Here is a 19,813-nt window from a genome sequence, read left to right on the forward strand (position 1 = left end):
GTCTTTTTAGTTATTCTGTTTTATAATCCATCAATTTCCTAGGGCCTTCTAATAAAACTCTAACAATTTGGAGAGTACCGTTTTCTGTGGTATCTATATACCATTTAATTAAGGAAATTTCACCTTTTTCAATTTCAATTCCAGTTATACTTCTTGGATGCACACAACTCCCATCATTAAAAAATGCAATATCTCCTGGATTTGGAAAACGAGGTCTATGTGTATGACCAACTATAGTAATTAAATTATTGTTATCAATAATCCATTTTTTAGTTCTACGCTCTACTTTTATAAGTTCTTTGTAGTTTTTAGCAGGACTAGTTGGATCTGCAATTCCCATAACATTTAGAGGTTTCCATAACACGCGAACCATAAACCTACTCCATTTCCAAAAGGTATAATTCCACCAGTCTGCTTGATGTCCATGAGTTAAAAATAATTCTTGATTAGTTTCAGAATGTTTTAAAATAAGCCCTTCATGATATTTTAAGTTGCAAAATAAATCCACATCTTTTTCAAGTTTAGGGTCGAAATAAGTTGATAGGTGTTTTTCTACATAGTCAGGGTTTCTGTAGACCATATCATGATTTCCCCAAATCATATGCAATCTGTTTTGGTCATGAAAAAGTTTCATAAGCAAATACACATTCTTATGAGCTTCAAAAATGGGTTGAAAAGATAAGTTTTCCCAAAGTTCATCTCCATCTCCAAGCTCACAATACTGAAAACCTTCAGCATAATAATGTTTTAAAGCATGAAAATAAATGTTTCGGTTATTTGCAAAATCGTCTGCAAAACTGTTATCGCCTCGATGACAATCACTAAATAGTATAAATTTACTAGAATCATCAAAGTTGATGATTTTCGCATGTTTAAAAGCCTTGTCTAATCGTTTTTTGGATGAAAACATATCAAGTAAATGTAATCAAATTTCAATAAAAAATGCTCCTCAATTTTTAAGGAGCATTCTTATAATTTTTAGAGTAACCCAGTTTCCGACCGAGTGAGATTTTAAATAAGCCTTAGGCTTTATTTGAAAGCGTTTAAGCCAGTAACATCCATTCCAGTAATCAATAAATGGATATCGTGAGTACCTTCATAGGTAATGACACTTTCAAGGTTCATAGAATGTCTCATGATTGAGTATTCACCAGTAATTCCCATACCACCTAACATTTGTCTTGCTTCACGAGCAATATTGATAGCCATATCTACATTGTTTCGTTTTGCCATAGATATTTGTGCAGAAGTTGCTTTGCCATCGTTACGTAATACACCAAGTCTCCAAGTTAATAATTGGGCTTTGGTGATTTCGGTAATCATTTCTGCTAGTTTCTTTTGTTGTAATTGAAATTGACCAATAGGTTTTCCGAATTGAATACGCTCTTTACTATAACGCAAAGCTGTATCATAGCAATCCATTGCTGCGCCAATGGCTCCCCAAGCAATACCATAACGAGCCGAATCTAAGCATCCAAGTGGAGCACCTAATCCAGATTTGTTAGGTAGTAGATTTTCTTTAGGAACTTTTACATTATCAAAAATAAGTTCTCCAGTTGCCGAAGCACGAAGTGACCATTTATTGTGTGTTTCTGGAGTTGAAAAACCTTCCATACCACGTTCCACAATTAAACCATGAATTCTACCTTCTTCGTTTTTAGCCCAAACAACTGCCACTTGTGCAAAAGGCGCATTTGAGATCCACATTTTAGCACCATTTAAAAGATAGTGATCTCCCATATCTTTAAAGTTGGTTACCATGCCTCCAGGATTTGAACCATGATCTGGCTCTGTTAGTCCAAAACAACCCATCCATTCTCCAGAAGCTAATTTTGGTAAGTATTTTTGACGTTGTTCTTCGTTTCCATATTTCCATATTGGATACATTACTAAAGAAGACTGGACCGAAGCTGTACTTCTCACGCCTGAATCACCACGCTCGATCTCTTGCATAATCAAACCATAAGAAATTTGGTCTAATCCTGCTCCTCCATATTCATGAGGAATATAAGGGCCAAAAGCACCAATTTCAGCTAAACCGTTTATAATTTGTGTTGGAAATTCTGCTTTTTGAGCATATTCCTCTATAATAGGAGATACGTCACGTTTTACCCATTCTCTGGCAGCATCACGTACCAATTTATGTTCGTCGGTTAATAATTCGTCTAGATTATAATAATCAGGAGCTTCAAATAAATCAGGCTTCATTGTTATATCATTTTGTTAGAAAAGCAAATGTAACAAAATGCTACATTTTAAGATAGAATTCTTTAGTCAAATTTATATAGTCTGAAGTGTATTGGTGTCTGGAAGATTCTATGATAAGTTCTTCAGTTAGAATTTCAGTTTTATTAAATGAAAATTCAATAAGACTTCTTTTTGTCTTAGAAGTTGAAGTTCCTTTTACATGTAATATTCTATTTGGAAATAGGCTGACTTCTAAAGCTAACGAAATTAAGTTTTCTTCTTCCTTTGAAGGAATTATTAATGAAAAACTACCACTTTTTAACAATAGTTTCGAAACACTTTCAATTAGATGATTAAAAGGCATGGCATCTTCAAAACGAGCTAAATCACGTTGGTTATTTTCCGTTTTGTAGTCTTCGGAATAAAATGGAGGATTTGAAATAATCAAATCGTACTTATCTTCAATTTCATTTGTAAATTCATCTAGCGATGCATGATAACAAAAGAGTCTGTCACTCCAAGAAGAATTTTCAAAGTTTTCAACACATTGCTCGTATGCATTCTCATCAATTTCTATTGCATCAATAAGTTCAGCATAACTTCTTTGAGCTAGCATTAAAGCTATAATGCCAGTTCCAGAACCAATATCTAAAATTGAAAACGGATTTTTTTCTAAAGAAACCCATGCTCCAAGTAACACACTATCTGTGCCAATTTTCATAGCACAACGATCTTGATTTATTGAGAATTGTTTGAATTTGAAAGGTTTTATTGACACAGTTATTCTTCTAAATATAAATCTATAAGTCCTTCGGGTGTATCAACAAATACAGTCTTGTTAGGTTTATCAATTTTTTTTATAAAATGGTCATTCATTGGAATTAAAATTTCAATGCCATCTTTATCAATTTCAAAAAGAGCTTGAGCTGTAGAGTCGTTAATAGCTTTAATAATACCTATACTTCCATGATGCAAATCCTCTACTTTAAATCCAATAACTTCATGGAAATAAAATTTATCTCCTTCTAATTTTGGTAAGAATTCAAGGGGTAAATATAAATCACATTTTAGAAGGGCATCAGCATCAGCTTCAATATCTATGTCTTCAAACTTTATTCTAAGAAGTTCGGATTTATGCAATTGTGAATTTTCAATAAAAAAAGGAACTAAATTACCCCTAAGATCAATAAACACAGAATCTAGACCATCGTAAATATCTGGCTCATCAGTATCTAATTTTATAAGTAATTCGCCTTTAAAACTGTATTTTTTAACAATTTTACCAAGATAAAAACAGTCTTTTTTTCGCATTGAAAATGTAATTTATTAAAACAAAAAACTCCGATAATTTATCGGAGTTTAAAAGTATAAAAAATAATTTTTTTATTCTTCTTCGTTTGAAGCTTCTTTTGCATTAGCAGCTTCTTCAGTTGTTTCTTCAACAACTTCTTCAGTAGTAGTTTCAGCTTCAACAGCTTCTTCGGTAGCATCTTCAACTGGAGCTGCTGCAGCAACACGTGCTTCATTTACTGCTTTTTCAGCTTCTAATGCTTTAGCTTTAGCATCTGCATCAGCTTTAGCTAAACCTTCTGCTTTTGCACCAACTTTACCAGCTTTTTCTTCTAACCAAGCAGTAAATTTAGCTTCTGCTTGCTCTTCAGTTAAAGCACCTTTTCTAACTCCACCAGCTAGGTGGTTTTTTAGTAAAGCACCTTTGTATGATAAAATTGCTTTAGCAGTATCAGTAGGTTGTGCACCATTCTGTAACCATTTAACAGCACTATCAACATCTAATTCGATAGTTGCTGGGTTTGTGTTTGGATTGTAAGCACCTATTTTTTCTAAGTATTTACCATCTCTTTTTGATCTTGCATCTGCTGCAATAATCCAGTAATAAGGTTTACCTTTTTTACCGTGTCTTTGTAATCTAATTTTAACTGACATAAAAATTAATTAGTGAGGTTCGCGACCTCGATTATTAATAAGTGTGCAAAGATACTATATTTTTTTAATTTTCAACTTTTTATCAAAAAACTAATTGTTTATTTTTTTTGTCATATTTTTGAATTCTTATAAATATCAAAGTTGATTATGAAAAAAATATTTGTATTTGCAATAACTATATTAACTGCTGTAAGTTGTAGCGATGATATAGAATTTAATTCCCCAGCCATGCAAGGCAAAAAAGATGGTAATAATTGGAAGGCACTTTCTTATTCTGCCGATATAGATTATGGAGGTTTTATTATTGAAGGAGTTGATAATTTTGGAACCGTTCAATTAATAACTAGTAATGATGCACGTGGAACTTTTGAATTAGGAGAAGGAAGTACAAGTGAGGCAATCTTTATAGACGATCAAGGAGAAGTTTATTCAACAGCTTTCAATCCTGACCCAAGTATATCATTATATCCTGCTGATGGAGAAATTATTATAGAAGATATTATAAATACAGATCCGAAAACTCTTAAAGGAACATTTTGGTTCAACGCTTATACTGTTGATGGTTTAAAAACCGTAAACTTTAGTAAAGGTATAGTATATAAAGTACCATTATTAGGTGGCCTGGTCTCAGAAGGTAGTAGTTGTTTAGAAGTTACCCAAGCAGCAAATATTGCAGGACAAAATTTTGCTGCAACAGACCCAACAATGCCAGAATATACAGATCTTTGCAACGCTTATAAAAACGCTTTAATAGCTCAAATTGCAGCCTGTGGAGATACTTCAGGAGGGTTACAAGCTATTATAGATTCGTTAGGAGATTGTATGCCATAATAAAAAGTATAATTAAATCTTAAAAAGCAACCAATGAGTTGCTTTTTTTGTTAATGAATCTTAAAGTTTTTAAATTAACAACCATAATACTTGACTTGAAGCTATCTATTCGTTATACTATATATGCAGATGTGAAACAATACACATCTTTAAAGAAATTATTGAAATTTAAAATGCAAAAGATTATGAGTTATTCAGAAGAAATTTCAAAAAAGTTAAACGAACTATTAGTAAAAAATTATGATGCCGAAAAAGGCTATATTGATGCAATGAACAATGTGGAGAGTCCAAATTTAAAAATGTTTTTTAAACGTCGTGCTACAGAAAGAAGTCAATTTGCTAAAGAATTAAGAACTGAAATTTTACAATATGGTGAAATACCTGAAAATTCTGGTAGTTTAAAAGGAACAATGCACAGAAATTGGATGAAATTAAAATCTACTTTTACTTCAAATAATGAAGAAGTTGTTTTAGAAGAAGCTATTAGAGGAGAGAAAGCAAGTCTTGAAGAATATAAAGATATTTTAAAAGAAAGTAATTTACCTCCAAGTATAGATTCGTTGCTGATTAAGCATAAAAATGCTATTCAAGCAGCCATAAATACAGAAAAAGTTCATGAAGAATTAGTTTCTTAATACGAATAATATTTAGATGTTAAAATGCAACTCAAAAGAGCTGCATTTTTTGTTTATAACTGTTTATAACTTCACTTTAAAAAAGCATTAATTATATGTAATTTTAACGTTCTTATTTTTTTGAATAAAACTTCTTTATGTACTTAATTTTCGATACAGAAACCACAGGTTTGCCTAAACGTTGGGATGCACCAATTACAGATACAGATAATTGGCCAAGATGTATTCAGATAGCTTGGCAGCTGCATGATGAGATGGGAAGATGTATCGAACATCAAGATTATTTAATCCAACCCGAAGGGTTTAATATTCCTTATGATGCTGAGAAAATTCATGGGATTTCTACAGAATTAGCGCAAGAGCAAGGTGTGCCTTTGTTAGAGGTTTTAGAAAAGTTTAATGAAGCGTTAAGAAAAACCAAATTTGTAGTTGGGCAAAATGTTAAGTTTGATCTTAATATTATGGGAGCTGAATTTGTTCGAGAAGATGTCGTAAATCCACTTCAGGAATTACCAGTTTTGGATACTTGTACTGAACATACGGCTGAACTTTGTCAACTTCCTGGTGGTCGCTATGGAAAATTCAAACTACCTACTTTAACAGAGCTACATCAATTTTTATTCAACCAACCTTTTGCCGAAGCACATAATGCTACTGCAGATGTGGAAGCAACCACGCGTTGTTTTTTAGAATTAATAAGAAGAAAAGAATACACAAAAGAAGAGTTAAACGTCCAACCAGATTATTTTAAGAATTTTTCTGAAGCAAATCCGGAAGAAATTCAGCTTATAGGTTTAAAACATATTAACCTAAAACAAGAAAGTTCAAAAATTAATAAAAGATTGCAAAAGGAGCAATCTGATGATCTTTCAGAAGCTGAGATAAAAGAAAACATCTCAGAATTAGCTGAGATAGATTTTGTTCATCTTCATAATCATTCTCAGTTTTCTGTATTACAATCAACAATCAGTATTCCTGACTTAGTGTCTGTTGCTGCAGATCAAAATATGCCAGCTGTTGCATTAACAGATCATGCCAATATGATGGGAGCTTTTCATTTTGTGAAAGCTGTAACCCTTCATAATAAAAGTGTTCAAGCTAAAAATGCTAAATTAAAAGAAGAAGGGAAAGAAGCAAATATTCAAGAAATAAAACCCATTATTGGTTGCGAATTTTTTGTTTGTGAAGATCATTTAGATAAATCCAGAAAAGATAATGGGTATCAAATAGTGCTCCTTGCTAAAACTAAAAAAGGGTATCATAATTTAGCCAAACTATCATCTTATGCCTATACAGATGGATTTTATTATGTACCCAGAATCGACAAAAAACTCATTCAGCAATACAAAGAAGATCTGATTGTATTGACTGGAAATCTTTATGGCGAAGTGCCAAGTAAGGTTTTAAATATTGGTGAGAACCAAGCTGAAGAAGCCTTGCTATGGTGGAAACAAGAGTTTGGAGAAGATTTATACATTGAATTGATGCGTCATAATCAAGAAGATGAAAATCGAGTAATCCCAGTGCTTATTGAGTTTTCTAAAAAGCATCGTGTCAAGCTTGTAGCAACAAATAATACCTATTATTGTAAAAAAGAAGATGCCAATGCACATGACATTTTACTATGTGTAAAAGAAGGTGAAAAACAAGCTACTCCTATAGGTCGTGGTCGTGGTTATCGTTATGGTTTGCCAAATCAAGAATATTATTTTAAGTCTTCTAAAGAGATGAAAGACCTCTTTAAAGATTTACCTGAAGCTATTTCAAACACTCAAGAAGTAGTTGATAAAATTGAAAATTTTCAACTTGCTAGAGAAGTCTTATTGCCTGCGTTTGATATTCCAAACGAGTTTAAAAATGAAGAAGACACTATAGATGGAGGTAAACGTGGTGAAAATGCTTACTTACGTCATTTAACCTATGAAGGAGCCAAGAAAAGATATGCCGAACTTTCAGAAGAAATCACCGAAAGGTTAAATTTTGAGTTAGAGGTTATAGAAAACACAGGATATCCAGGATATTTTTTAATTGTTGAAGATTTTATTCGAGAAGCAAGAAAGATGGATGTATCTGTAGGTCCTGGTCGTGGTTCTGCTGCAGGTTCTGTTGTGGCCTATTGTCTTAAAATAACAAATATAGATCCACTAAAATACAATTTGCTTTTTGAGCGTTTTTTAAATCCAGATCGTATTAGCATGCCAGATATCGATATCGATTTTGACGACGAAGGTAGAAGTCGTGTCATGGATTATGTTATTCAGAAATATGGAAGTAATCAAGTAGCGCAAATTATTACTTATGGAACTATGGCTGCCAAATCTTCCATTCGAGATACTGCCAGAGTTTTAGATTTACCACTTTTTGATGCAGATAGAATAGCGAAGTTAATTCCAACCATGTCCAAATTACACAAAATTTTTGGTGCAGATGAAAAAAACCTCAAAAATATGTTTAGAGCTGAAGACTTAGAAAAAGTCAATCAACTTTTAAACATTTCCGAAGGCGAAGATCTGGAAGCAGAAACAGTAAATTTGGCTAGAACTCTGGAAGGATCTGTTAGAAATACAGGGATTCACGCTTGTGGTGTAATTATTACACCAGATGATATTACTAAGTTTGTTCCAGTAGCAACTGCCAAAGATTCCGATTTGTATGTCACCCAATTCGACAACTCGGTTGTGGAAGATGCAGGTTTGTTAAAGATGGATTTTTTAGGCTTGAAAACCTTGACTTTAATTAAAGACACGGTAAAAATTGTAAAAGCCAAACACAATATCACTCTCGATCCTGATACCTTTCCATTAGACGATGAAAAAACGTATGAGCTCTTTCAAAAAGGAGAAACTGTTGGAGTTTTTCAATATGAATCTCCTGGAATGCAGAAACACTTAAAAGAGCTAAAACCAACCGTTTTTGAGGATTTAATTGCCATGAACGCCTTGTATCGTCCTGGACCAATGGAATACATACCAAGTTTTACCAGACGTAAACATGGCGACGAAGAGATTGATTACGACCTTCCTGCTATGGAAGAGTACCTTAAAGAAACTTATGGTATTACTGTGTATCAAGAGCAAGTAATGCTTTTGTCCCAAAAACTGGCAGGTTTTACGAAAGGTGAAGCAGATGTCCTCAGAAAGGCTATGGGTAAAAAACAAATAGCAGTTCTAGATAAAATGAAACCTCAATTTATTGAGCAAGCAGGAGCAAAAGGACATGATAAAGACAAATTGGAAAAAATCTGGAAAGATTGGGAAGCTTTTGCTAGTTATGCCTTTAACAAATCACATTCTACTTGTTATGCATGGATTGCTTATCAGACAGCTTATTTAAAAGCGCATTATCCTGCAGAATATATGGCAGCTGTTTTATCAAATAACATGAATGATATAAAGCAAGTGACTTTCTTTATGGAAGAATGTAAACGAATGAAATTAAATGTGCTTGGGCCAGATATTAATGAATCATATTATAAATTCTCTGTAAATAAAGATAATGCTGTTCGTTTTGGAATGGGAGCCATAAAAGGTGTTGGTCATGGAGCTGTAAAAACAATTGTTAAGAATAGAAAAGAAGATGGAAACTACAAATCCATTTTCGATTTTGCAAAACGAATTGATTTAAGAGCAGCCAATAAAAAGGCCTTTGAAAATTTAGCTTTAGCAGGAGGATTTGACTGTTTTAAAGAAACGCATAGAGCTCAATATTTTCAAGATGAAGGAGATGGAATCACATTTCTGGAAAAAGCCATAAAATATGGCGCTAAACATCAAGAAAATGAAAACTCAGCACAAGTAAGTTTATTTGGCGAATCTAGCGATGTACAGATAGCAGAACCATTAGTGCCACCTTGCGAAGAATGGGGAACTATGGAAAAATTAGCTCGAGAAAAAGAAGTAGTTGGTATTTATATTTCTGGTCATCCGTTAGACGATTTTAAAATAGAAATGAAAACATTCTGTAATGCCAATTTGGCATTATTGCAAGATTTAGAACCATTTATAAATAGGGAGTTAACTTTTGGTGGTGTTGTAACAGATGTACAGCATAGAGTAAGTAAACAAGGGAAAGGTTGGGCTTTATTTACAGTAGATGATTATACTGATAGTTTCGAATTTAGAATATTTGGAGAAGAATATTTAAAGTTTAGGCATTTCTTATTAAAAAACTCTTTTGTTTATGTAAAACTATTTGTTCGAGAAGGTTGGATTAATAGAGAAACAGGTAAAAAAAGTGATCCTAGAATTCAGTTTAATAGCTTCCAGTTATTACATGATGTTATGGATACCTATGCGAAAAAACTATCTATTCAAATAAATATTTCGGATTTACAAGACATACGCATTACAAAACTCAAGGAGTTATTTAAAATACATAATGGAGAACATATGCTAAATTTTATTATCTATGATAATGAAGAACAAATAAAACTCAATATGCCAAGTAGAAAACAAAAAGTAAAAATTTCTCAAGAGTTATTAGATGAGTTAGATTTGAATGATGTTTTTTATAAATTAAATTAGAATTCTTGAGATGTCAAGAAACATATATAAAGTGAAACAATGCATTCATAAACAAAACAAATTGTCAGGGTGTAAGCTTTGGCAGAATTTTTGACTAATATTGTATAATAATTAGAAGTAGAACTTATTAAATTATAAATTATGGCATTAGAAATAACAGATGCAACGTTTGAAGAAACAGTATTAAAAAGTGATAAACCAGTAATGGTAGATTTTTGGGCAGCTTGGTGTGGTCCATGTAGAATGGTTGGCCCAATCATTGATGAAATAAGTACAGAATACGAAGGTAAAGCTGTTGTTGGGAAAGTAGATGTAGATGCAAACCAAGAATTTGCTGCAAAATATGGTGTACGTAACATACCAACAGTTTTAGTTTTTCAAAATGGAGAAGTGGTAGGTCGTCAAGTTGGTGTGGCACAAAAAAGTGCTTATACAGAAGCTATTGACTCACTTTTATAAAATACTTTTTAAAAGAAAAGATAAAAGGTTTGCTTTAACGGCAAACCTTTTTTAGTTTAGAGACTTCATGGATATACAACAAGAACTTAATAAAACTGGAGGATTTAAAAACTTAGACTTACTTGCTAAGCAAGTAGTAGAAGGGTTTATTGCAGGTATGCATAAAAGTCCGTTTCATGGATTTTCAGCAGAATTTGCAGAACATAAAATCTATAATCAGGGAGAAAGTACCAAGCATATAGATTGGAAACTGTATGCAAAAACAGATAAACTTTTTACCAAGCGTTATGAAGAGGAGACTAATTTACGATGTCATTTAATTATAGATAATAGTAGTTCGATGCATTTTCCTGAACTAAAATTATTTTCTATAGGAAATTTAAATAAAATAGCCTTTTCTGCTTTAGCTTCTGCCTCATTAATGCACATGTTGAAAAAGCAAAGAGATGCGGTAGGATTAAGTGTTTATAGTGACTCTTATGATTATTATTCACCTGAAAAAGGTAGTGAAAGACATCATCAAATGCTTTTACATCAATTAAGTGAGCTTGTACTTTCTAAACCTGAAAAAAAACAAACTAAAACATATACGTATCTTCATCAAATAGCTGAAAAAATTAAAAGACGTTCCCTAATTTTTTTCTTTACAGATATGTTACAAACATTTGTAGATCAAGATAAATTATTTGAAGCCTTAAGACATTTAAAACATAATAAGCATGAAGTAGTTTTGTTTCATGTGTTTGATAATGAAAAAGAAGTACTATTTGATTTTGATAATACACCAAAAAAATATGTAGATGTTGAAACAGGTGAGTATATAAATTTATATGCCGAAAACATAAAGGATAATTATAAAAAATTAGTTAATGATTATTTTGAGACGATAAGGCTAAAATGTGGGCAATATAAAATAAAGTATGTTGAGGCAGATATTAATAAAAAATTTGATAATATACTCACAACGTACATGATAGAGAGACAAAGATTTCTGTAATAAAAAAAAACTAAAAAAACTTTAAAAAAGGTTTGACTTATAAAAAAAGGCGCTTATATTTGCATCCGCAATAAAGCAACGGTCTGGTAGTTCAGTTGGTTAGAATGTCGCCCTGTCACGGCGAAGGTCGCGGGTTCGAGTCCCGTCCAGACCGCTAAAATTGCTAAAGCTCCAAGAAGTTGGAGCTTTTTTTAGCAATTAAAATTAGTTGTGTTGTTTTGACAGATGTAGTAGTCTGTCAATGGTAGTAGAGCTGATTAATTCAGTTTTATCCAATGGAAAGCTTTCCTTTTTTCTTTATAGAAGATTGGGATGCTTTTTTGTTTTAGAGAGGTACTAATCTTCAAAAACTTTCAATTCTTCAAAATAAGGTGTCCTTTTAGGTGTCCCACTTTTTTTCTTCAGGTGTCCCAAAATTAAAACCACAAAAAAATGAAAATCAGAACATTAAGTATTTTGTACTATATACAGAAGTCTAAGATAAATAAACAAGGTAAGTGCCCCATTCAAGCAAGATTGACATATCTTAAAAGAAGAAAAGAGTTTTCTACAGGATTATTTACTGAACCTGATAACTGGAATAGACTACAGCAGATTATAGAGTCACTAGATAAAGAACATAATTATAAGAACACACAATTAAGCCTGATTTCAGCAAAACTGAATCAGGCTTTTTTAATGCTTCAAGTTAATCAAGTAAGTTTTGATGTAGAGGATATTTATAGACAGTATAAAGGAGTAAAGGTTAAAAAAGATGTAGGAGTCTATGAAGTTTATAATATGTTTTTAAAATACCTTGAAAGGTTAATAGGTAAGGAGTTGAATGAAAATACTCATAAGAAATATATAGCCTATGGTAAACATTTAAAGAGTTTTATTAAATGGAAATACAAATCTAAGGATATAAAGCTCTCTACTGTTAAAGGCAGTTTTGTGATTCATTATGAATATTACCTTAAAACAGAAAAGAACTTTGCTCAAATTACTTTAAATAAGGTAATTCAGAGGTTTAGGAGGTCAATAAAGTATGCAATTGCAGAAGATTATTTAGACAAAGACCCTTTTATGCTTTACAAAGCAAAACGAGTCAAAAAAGACATTATATATCTTTCTCAAGATGAACTTCTAAATTTGGAAAAGCAAACTTTTGAAATTCAAAGAGTGCAACAAATTAAAGATATGTTTGTGTTCTGTTGTTATACAGGATTAGCTTTCAAAGAAATGATAGGGTTAAAGAAATCTGATGTTGTAGTTGAATTTGATGATAATCTTTGGATTGTTGTGCATAGGATTAAAACTTCAAGAAGTTATAAAGTTCCATTAATGCCACAAGCAAAAATGATAATGGAAAAATATAATCAAGATGAATCAGATTATGTGTTTCCAAGGATTTCTAATCCAAAGTTCAATGCCTATCTGAAGGAAATAGCAGATGTTACAGGTATCAAAATCAATCTGACTCATCATATTGCCAGAAAAACTTTTGCAACAACTGTATTGCTTTATAATGATGTGCCTATGGAAATAGTGTCAAAATTATTAGGTCACAGTAAGATGCAAACTACTCAAGAACATTATGGTGAAGTTGTGCAAAAAAAGATAAGTGAGGAAATGAGTAAGTTAAGTAATAAATTGAAGAAAAAAGGATGATTAATAACTGTGTTGTAATACATTTATGGCACAGTTAAATTTTCCAAATGATTTTACCTAACATCTACTTTGAAGGAGCTACAATAGAGTTCAAAGAAATAAATCCAAAAGATTTTGATAACAACCTTTATAATGTAAAGTCAAAAGAGGTTGTAGAACCAAATGAAAAAGGATATATAAGTGATGATTTAAGCGCCAAGCTTAAAACAGACCTTAATAACCAAAATACTACTATTATTAATGCTGGTGTAGGACAAGGAAAAACTAGAGCTATAATAGAAGTTCTAACTAAATATGCTAGGAATCCAGATTACATTATTATAATAGCGGTTCCTTATAAGAGTCTAATAGAACAATACGTTAAAGACTGCTCAAAGTATATCTCAAAAGATGAAATTTTCAACTTATCTAAATATGAAACCAATATTAAAAAAGGTGTAAATAAGACCAAAAAAGAAAGTTGGGGGTTTACAAATGACGTTGACATGTTGCCTATTACATCTAGATTAAGTAGTAAAATACACGTTATGACTATTAATGCTTTAATAGGTAATCCAGGAGATGATAACCTGTTTACTTCTAAAATCAGGAGTAACTACTTTAAATTATTAAAAAATTATTGTCAGGGCACTGATAAAAAGGTGATTTGGTTAATGGATGAGATACATGATAGTATTCATAACTTTAAAGAGCAGTTTGTTTTCAACCTTTGGAATTTTCAAGGTTTAGTGCATAAGGCATATATTATAAGTGCTACATTTAATGAAGCCTCAAAAGAGGTAATAAAGTATGTGTCTGAATTTACAGATAAAAACATATTTATAATTGAATCTAAAAGGTTGCCAAAACCTTTAAGACAGAGTAATCTACATCTTAACTTTTATGTAGACCAAAAACTATATCAAGATTCTAATTTGGTTAGTTTGGTTTCAAGTTTAGTTAAAAAAAAGAAGCCTTTTGATATTTTGGTTTACTCAAAGACTTTAGCTGAAAAGCTTATAAATATTAATAAAACATCAAACTCAAAAGTCAAGAAAGTTAGTGATGTTCTTAAAGACCAAATCCATCAAGTTAATAGATGTTATTCAGATGCTTTTAATCCAAAAGCAAATAAAAAATACAATGATAATAAAGATGTAATCAACATAGGGACAAACTTTAGTACAGGAGTTAATATTGAGCAAGAAAAACATACTTTAATTATACTATTTCCTAAAGACTTATCAGTTGACTATGTAAATAATAAAGGTGTGTTTACAAATGGTTCAAATGTTATTGTACAGGCTTTAGCTAGACAAAGAAAAAATGGAGATATTCACATTTTTCTACCCAGTCCTAATGGTTTAAGTTTAGAGTCTTTACCTTATACTGAAATTCAAAATAAAGAAATGTATGAATGTTTTGAAACTTATAAACGAGGTATTGATAAGTACTCAAATTACTCTTCAATTAATGGTCAATCTAAACTTTTAGAGAATGCCTATGAGAAGTTGATTGATGATGTAAGTTATGCAGAAGAAAAGCTAAGAACAACTAACAGGGCAGGTTTAAATCGATTACTGTATCCTGCAAAAGAGATATTTATCCTTAATCAAGGAGAAAAATATATTACAAAAGAATTTTTTGGAGGAAATTTATCTGCTTACATACTTTGGGCAAGTTTGAGTAATCAGTTTTTAAACTGTAAATTAAATTCCATAAAAGCTTCAACTAAATTGAATTTTGATAAAGAAAACTTATTAGATGATGTTAAAAGCTTTTTAAATTTTGAGTTAGAAGAACTTAATAACACATTTGAAGAGTTCAATCTTTATGATAGCTTTAGTGCTTATGAAAAGTTAGAATTTATAGAGAAATTAACAGGGCAAATGTTGGTTGATTTAGATTTTAAAAAGGCTACTCAAGCAGAAATGAATAAGATTTTGTTAATGATTTTAAGTGCTGTGTTCTCTGAATCAAATGACTTTGTTTTAAGGGAAGCTAAAGTAGAAATGTATAAGCTTTATCTAAAGTCATGCTTATTTTATAGTAATAACCTTTATGAAGTTAATGACAATCTTAAAACTAGAGATTTAACTAGTGTGAAGGTCTTTAAGAAATGGTATCAACTTATAGAGTTGATTGATAAATCTAAAATAGAAAAGGATGATGGTGTTTTTAGATTGCCAATAATTCCTAGTGATAAGTTTGAAGCAGAGTTTTATAAGATTGATTTTAAAGAGAATTTAGATTATCTTCTAAATAATGATTTCCTACTTGGAACAGATGTATTTCAGTTTAAGAATACAATTATTAATGCTATAAAGAACAAGACTCTAGTTGATACATTTTACAAGGTTTGTGTTAAGGTGTGCTATGAACCTATAACAAAACAAACTTCTAAAAATGGAAAAAAAGTTAGCTACTATGAAGTAGCATCACTTAATTTCAAAAACTTACCTAATCTACTTTACAAACCATTACCAGAAGTAATTTTGTAATAGTCCTTCTTTTTCCAATTTACTATATAGGATTAAGGAAAAATAAGGACTTTTCTAAACCATTTTAAAGACTCTCATTTTATGAGGGTCTTTTTCATTATGTACTGAATCTATTCAGATTCAACATACAATTATTCAATTTAATATTAACCTTCAAAAACATAAGATTATGCAATTAAGACAATCAGAAAGAAAACAAGCAAAAATTAAAATGGCTCTGCAAGGTTCATCAGGTTCAGGTAAGAGTCTAAGCTCTCTTTTACTCGCAAAAGGACTAACTAATGACAATCTAGCCAAAGTAGCTGTAATTGACACAGAAAATGGCTCAGCAGACCTTTATGCTCATTTAGGTGATTATAATGTATTGGCTTTACAACCACCTTATACACCAGAGAAATTCATCGAGGCTATAGAGGTTTGTGAAAAAGCAGGAATGGAAGTGATAATTTTAGATTCCATATCCCAAGTCTGGGATGAACTCTTGGATTTTCATTCAAAACTTCCTGGCAATTCATTTGCTAATTGGTCCAAAGTAACACCAAGGCAGAAAGCATTTATCAATAAGATTTTACAATGTGATGCTCATGTTATAGCTACTATGAGAACAAAGCAAGATTATGTTTTGCAACAGAAAGATGGAAAGTTTGTCCCTGAAAAAGTAGGACTTAAAGCTGTACAAAGAGATGATGTTTCTTATGAATTTACCATAGTATTTGATATAGACATCAAGCACTTTGCAGTAGCAAGTAAAGATAGAACCAATTTGTTTTCTGGTAAGCCAGAATTTATGATAAATAGTGCCACAGGAAAACGCATTTTAGATTGGTGTACATCACCTATAAAAGAGCTAGATGTAAAACAGAAAATAGAAGATTGCCTATCTGTAAGTCAGTTAATGGAGCTGTATAAAGAACATCCAAGTTTTCAGTTACCATTAAAAGCTTTGTATCAAGCTAAAAAAGACCAATTAGAACAATTAGTTAACCCACAAAACTTTTCACAAAATGGAAATAATACCAGTAGTAGAGTATAACAAGCAAAGTAATGGAGTATTTAATTTGCCTGAAGGTCAGTCACAAGTTGTTCATAATTTAGAAATACCTTCAGAAAATAAAGTATATCAACATAACCCATTTATAGAGGCTAACACAAAAGAGGTTAGCCTTTCTACTTTAAAGCATGATTGCATCATTCCAGTATTTTCAAAAGATAACGAAAAGACTCTAGCACATCAAGAGTTTATAGAAATAGCTCAAGATTGTGTGGGTAAAGTGTTTTCACATCATACAATAGAAGCACCAGAAGTGAGAGTTTCTCATCAGATTAAAGGAAGGACAGCAGATGCTATTTATAAGCCTGTAAAAGAACTTTTAGACCATGAGAAAACGCAGTACTTTGAGAGGATGGCATTTATTATAAGAATTCCTTCTATTACTGAAAACATTAATGGGAATGAAGTTTCATTGACTGTTGGAGGAGTTAGAGCTTACAACCAAGAAAACCTTTATAACAGGAAAACTTATGAGAAATTTAAGTTCTTTATAGGTTTTCAAAACATGGTGTGTTGTAATCTATGTATTTCTACAGATGGTTATCAAGATGAAATGCGAGTTGGAAACTATTCTGAATTACAGTCAAAAATTATGGACTTAGTAGAGAATTACAATGCTCAATCCCATTTACAGGAAATGAAGCAGTTATCTCAACAGAGTATCACAGAACAACAATTTGCTCAACTTGTTGGTAGAGCAAGATTATATAACTTTTTACCTAAAGAAGAAAAATCTCAAATACCAGAATTATTGCTTAATGATGGACAGATTTCTACAGTAGCAAAAGACTATTATCAAGATGAAAGCTTTTGTAGAAACGAGAATGGAGACATCAACTTATGGAAAGTATATAATCTTTTCACTAGAGCCAATAAGAGCTCTTATATAGACTCTTTTCTATCAAGAAATGTCAATGCCTTTGATTTCACAAAAGGTCTGGCTAATGCTATCAATGATGATTCTAAACATCGTTGGTTTTTGAGTTGAGTGATGCCCAATCTCTATTAATTTAGAGGTTGGGTTTTCAATAAACATTGGATTATTAAGTTGTTAATATACTTTTTTCAATTTTTTTCATAAGTAGTAAAGAAGCCTAAAAAGAAAAAAGTTTTTATTTATCTTTATGGATAGATAATTATATAAAATAATGACAGAGGAATATATAAATTATAGCGATATAAAAATAATAGATAAAATTGCCTATCTGAAACGTGATATGAGTTTAGTGACTGGGGAAGTTGTAAATCGGTTTTCAAATGGTTATATACAATTTATACATAATTTTAAGGATGGTAAAGAAGTGGTAGTTAAGAGACAAGACATTGTGATTTTTTCAGGTATAGCTTCTCTAAAAGAGAAAGCGGTTTTAGTAACAGGAAAAATTAGAGGTTGGTGGAAAAATGGTCAATTAGCTGAAGAGGGAACATATTTTCATGGTAGAAGTGTTGGTGTTTGGAGACATTGGGACCGATTTGGTAAATTATGTTCTGAAGAAATAATCATTGATTCCGAACATATAATTAGAATAGATGGTATTACTTACCTTAAACACGATATGAGTTTAGTGACCGGTAAAGTTCGAGAGTGGCGTGGAGATGAAGGTATATGGTATGGAGCAGGAGAGCCATTATTCGAGGAAATTACTTATAAAGAGGGGAAAGAAAATGGTCCTAATAAACGTTGGGATGATAATGACCAATTAAGATTTGAAGGAATTTGGAAGGATGGAAAAAAGTATGGTGTTCATAAAAAGTATAATAAAGATGGTCAGTTATTCGAGGAAATTCCATATAGAGATGGTAATATAGATGGAATTCTGAAAATGTACAATGTAGATGGTAAGATAGTCTCAGAAGCAAATTACAAAGAAGGTAAACAAGATGGAGTTCATACACTTTGGAACGAAGAAGGTGAAATATTGTTTGAAATCTTCTATAAAGATGGTGAAGTTATAAGTTTATAAACTAAAAACAATTTTAATTTTTTGGTTTCAAGAAGTAATAACCTAGACCCAATCTCTATTAATTTAGAGGTTGTGTTATTTTAAGTTTATACCAATAAAAAAGCCCAGAGCAAGTCTGGGCAATTTTACTTTTTTTAAGTGCAGCACTAATGCAAATGACTAGCTGGGCACTATAAATGTTATACAAAGATACGAAATACTTTCATATTTGAAAGTATTTTAACAAAAATCATATCCTATTTTATTTTCAATAATATTTTTAATCTCTTGATTGTGTTTGTGTTGAGTGTATAATTTCTCTATACCTTTTTCTAAATCTACTTTTCTGTTAGTTGAAATTTTTCCTAAAAAATGGATAATAACTTGAATAGCAGTATTCAATGAATGTCTATTGTTATTATTTATTTTAATAAGTGGAGTTGGTTTAATAGCTAATGGTGAGTTAGCATCATAAAGCAGTCCACTATGAGCACAAATGTTTCTTATAAAAATAATGGTTCTGAAATAGTTGATAAAAACATCAACTTTTTTGATTCCATAATGCTGAATGATTTTCTTTTTTAAAGTGTCATCTTTTAGATTGTAAAAAATACTATAGATACTACCAAAAGTTAAGAATTCTAAAGTTTTCCAAGCTGGAGCATAAATGTCGTTTATGTATTTGTTGTGATGCTCTTTTATAGGTTTATTGTTTTCAATAAATTTATAGTCATAAAATTTAGGGAAATCTTGAATAAATTTAGGTTTCATTACTTTAGGGTCAGAGAACCAAGTAGGGCTATTTTTATAGTTATTTGATACCTGATAAATAATTTGAGTCCTGATGTTAATTTCAATTCTATTTAATGCCCTCATTAGTAGATACCTTAAATCAACATCTAAATAGTATAAGTTTATAACAGTTGAAAAATTTGTGTCTTTTTTGAAGTTGTGTTGGTTATCTATTTCAAAAGGATTCCAATAAAATCCAAGCCTATAATAGCCAATGTCAAGCAAGTGTTCTTTAGCTTTTTGTTCCCCACAGTCTAATACTAATCCTCTATCTGTTAGTAATTTTATTTGTTTATCAACTGTTGTTGCTATTCTTCCCAT

16 protein-coding genes and 1 tRNA gene are annotated in these 19,813 nt (G+C 31.2%); 11 read left to right on the forward strand and 6 right to left on the reverse strand.

Going from position 1 to position 19,813, the window contains the following annotated elements:
* Positions 1-10: 10 nt before the first annotated feature.
* The 5 genes from FVF61_RS10215 to FVF61_RS10235 all read right to left on the reverse strand — a co-directional run bounded on the left by FVF61_RS10215 (position 11) and on the right by FVF61_RS10235 (position 4,131).
* On the reverse strand, positions 11-910 hold the full coding sequence (locus FVF61_RS10215) for a metallophosphoesterase family protein (protein WP_148455977.1): 900 nt from the start codon (positions 908-910) through the stop codon (positions 11-13).
* 119 nt (positions 911-1,029) lie between these two features.
* Positions 1,030-2,208 (reverse strand): acyl-CoA dehydrogenase family protein, encoded by a 1,179-nt coding sequence (locus FVF61_RS10220; RefSeq protein WP_148455979.1) that lies wholly within the window; start codon positions 2,206-2,208, stop codon positions 1,030-1,032.
* Between the two features lie 40 nt (positions 2,209-2,248).
* Positions 2,249-2,908: a tRNA1(Val) (adenine(37)-N6)-methyltransferase gene (locus tag FVF61_RS10225; RefSeq protein WP_148455981.1), complete on the reverse strand. Its 660-nt coding sequence runs from the start codon at positions 2,906-2,908 to the stop codon at positions 2,249-2,251.
* Positions 2,909-2,967: 59 nt separating this feature from the next.
* Positions 2,968-3,498 carry a ribosome maturation factor RimM gene (gene rimM / locus FVF61_RS10230; protein ID WP_148455982.1) on the reverse strand — a complete coding sequence of 177 codons (531 nt, stop codon included), beginning with the start codon at positions 3,496-3,498 and terminating at the stop codon, positions 2,968-2,970.
* A gap of 72 nt (positions 3,499-3,570) precedes the next feature.
* Positions 3,571-4,131, reverse strand: a complete 561-nt coding sequence (locus tag FVF61_RS10235) for a 30S ribosomal protein S16 (RefSeq protein WP_148455984.1) — start codon at positions 4,129-4,131, stop codon at positions 3,571-3,573.
* A 147-nt stretch (positions 4,132-4,278) separates the two neighbouring features.
* Between FVF61_RS10235 and FVF61_RS10240 the strand changes: the two genes are divergently transcribed.
* From FVF61_RS10240 to FVF61_RS10290, 11 genes are all read left to right on the forward strand, one after another.
* Positions 4,279-4,962 carry a DUF6252 family protein gene (locus FVF61_RS10240; RefSeq protein WP_148455987.1) on the forward strand — a complete coding sequence of 228 codons (684 nt, stop codon included), beginning with the start codon at positions 4,279-4,281 and terminating at the stop codon, positions 4,960-4,962.
* Positions 4,963-5,147: 185 nt separating this feature from the next.
* Entirely contained in the window at positions 5,148-5,597 is a 450-nt protein-coding gene (locus FVF61_RS10245; protein WP_148456645.1) for a ferritin-like domain-containing protein, read from the forward strand.
* A 137-nt stretch (positions 5,598-5,734) separates the two neighbouring features.
* On the forward strand, positions 5,735-10,120 hold the full coding sequence (gene dnaE, locus FVF61_RS10250; protein WP_148455990.1) for a DNA polymerase III subunit alpha: 4,386 nt from the start codon (positions 5,735-5,737) through the stop codon (positions 10,118-10,120).
* A 141-nt stretch (positions 10,121-10,261) separates the two neighbouring features.
* Positions 10,262-10,579: a thioredoxin gene (gene trxA / locus FVF61_RS10255; protein ID WP_148455993.1), complete on the forward strand. Its 318-nt coding sequence runs from the start codon at positions 10,262-10,264 to the stop codon at positions 10,577-10,579.
* Positions 10,580-10,646: 67 nt separating this feature from the next.
* Complete coding sequence (locus FVF61_RS10260; RefSeq protein ID WP_148455996.1) at positions 10,647-11,576, forward strand: DUF58 domain-containing protein; 930 nt, start codon at positions 10,647-10,649, stop codon at positions 11,574-11,576.
* A gap of 80 nt (positions 11,577-11,656) precedes the next feature.
* Positions 11,657-11,730: transfer RNA gene (locus FVF61_RS10265), tRNA-Asp, on the forward strand.
* A gap of 278 nt (positions 11,731-12,008) precedes the next feature.
* Positions 12,009-13,226 carry a site-specific integrase gene (locus FVF61_RS10270; protein WP_148455999.1) on the forward strand — a complete coding sequence of 406 codons (1,218 nt, stop codon included), beginning with the start codon at positions 12,009-12,011 and terminating at the stop codon, positions 13,224-13,226.
* Positions 13,227-13,273: 47 nt separating this feature from the next.
* Positions 13,274-15,706 (forward strand): DEAD/DEAH box helicase family protein, encoded by a 2,433-nt coding sequence (locus FVF61_RS10275; RefSeq protein WP_148456001.1) that lies wholly within the window; start codon positions 13,274-13,276, stop codon positions 15,704-15,706.
* A gap of 169 nt (positions 15,707-15,875) precedes the next feature.
* The gene (locus FVF61_RS10280) at positions 15,876-16,739 is read left to right on the forward strand and encodes an AAA family ATPase (RefSeq protein WP_148456004.1); all 864 of its coding nucleotides are present in this window, start codon (positions 15,876-15,878) and stop codon (positions 16,737-16,739) included.
* Positions 16,711-17,745, forward strand: a complete 1,035-nt coding sequence (locus tag FVF61_RS10285; protein WP_148456007.1) for a DUF3871 family protein — start codon at positions 16,711-16,713, stop codon at positions 17,743-17,745. Before FVF61_RS10280 ends, FVF61_RS10285 begins: the two co-directional genes overlap by 29 nt.
* A 160-nt stretch (positions 17,746-17,905) precedes the next feature.
* A complete protein-coding gene (locus FVF61_RS10290; RefSeq protein WP_148456009.1) occupies positions 17,906-18,721 on the forward strand; it encodes a toxin-antitoxin system YwqK family antitoxin in 816 nt (271 codons plus the stop codon).
* A gap of 219 nt (positions 18,722-18,940) precedes the next feature.
* On the opposite strand, the gene FVF61_RS10295 is transcribed toward FVF61_RS10290, so the two are convergent.
* Positions 18,941-19,813, reverse strand: coding sequence for an Abi family protein (locus tag FVF61_RS10295; RefSeq protein WP_148456012.1), 873 nt, complete (start codon positions 19,811-19,813; stop codon positions 18,941-18,943).

This window comes from Xanthomarina maritima, from assembly GCF_008084905.1.
GTDB classification, from domain to species: Bacteria; Bacteroidota; Bacteroidia; order Flavobacteriales; family Flavobacteriaceae; genus Xanthomarina; species Xanthomarina maritima.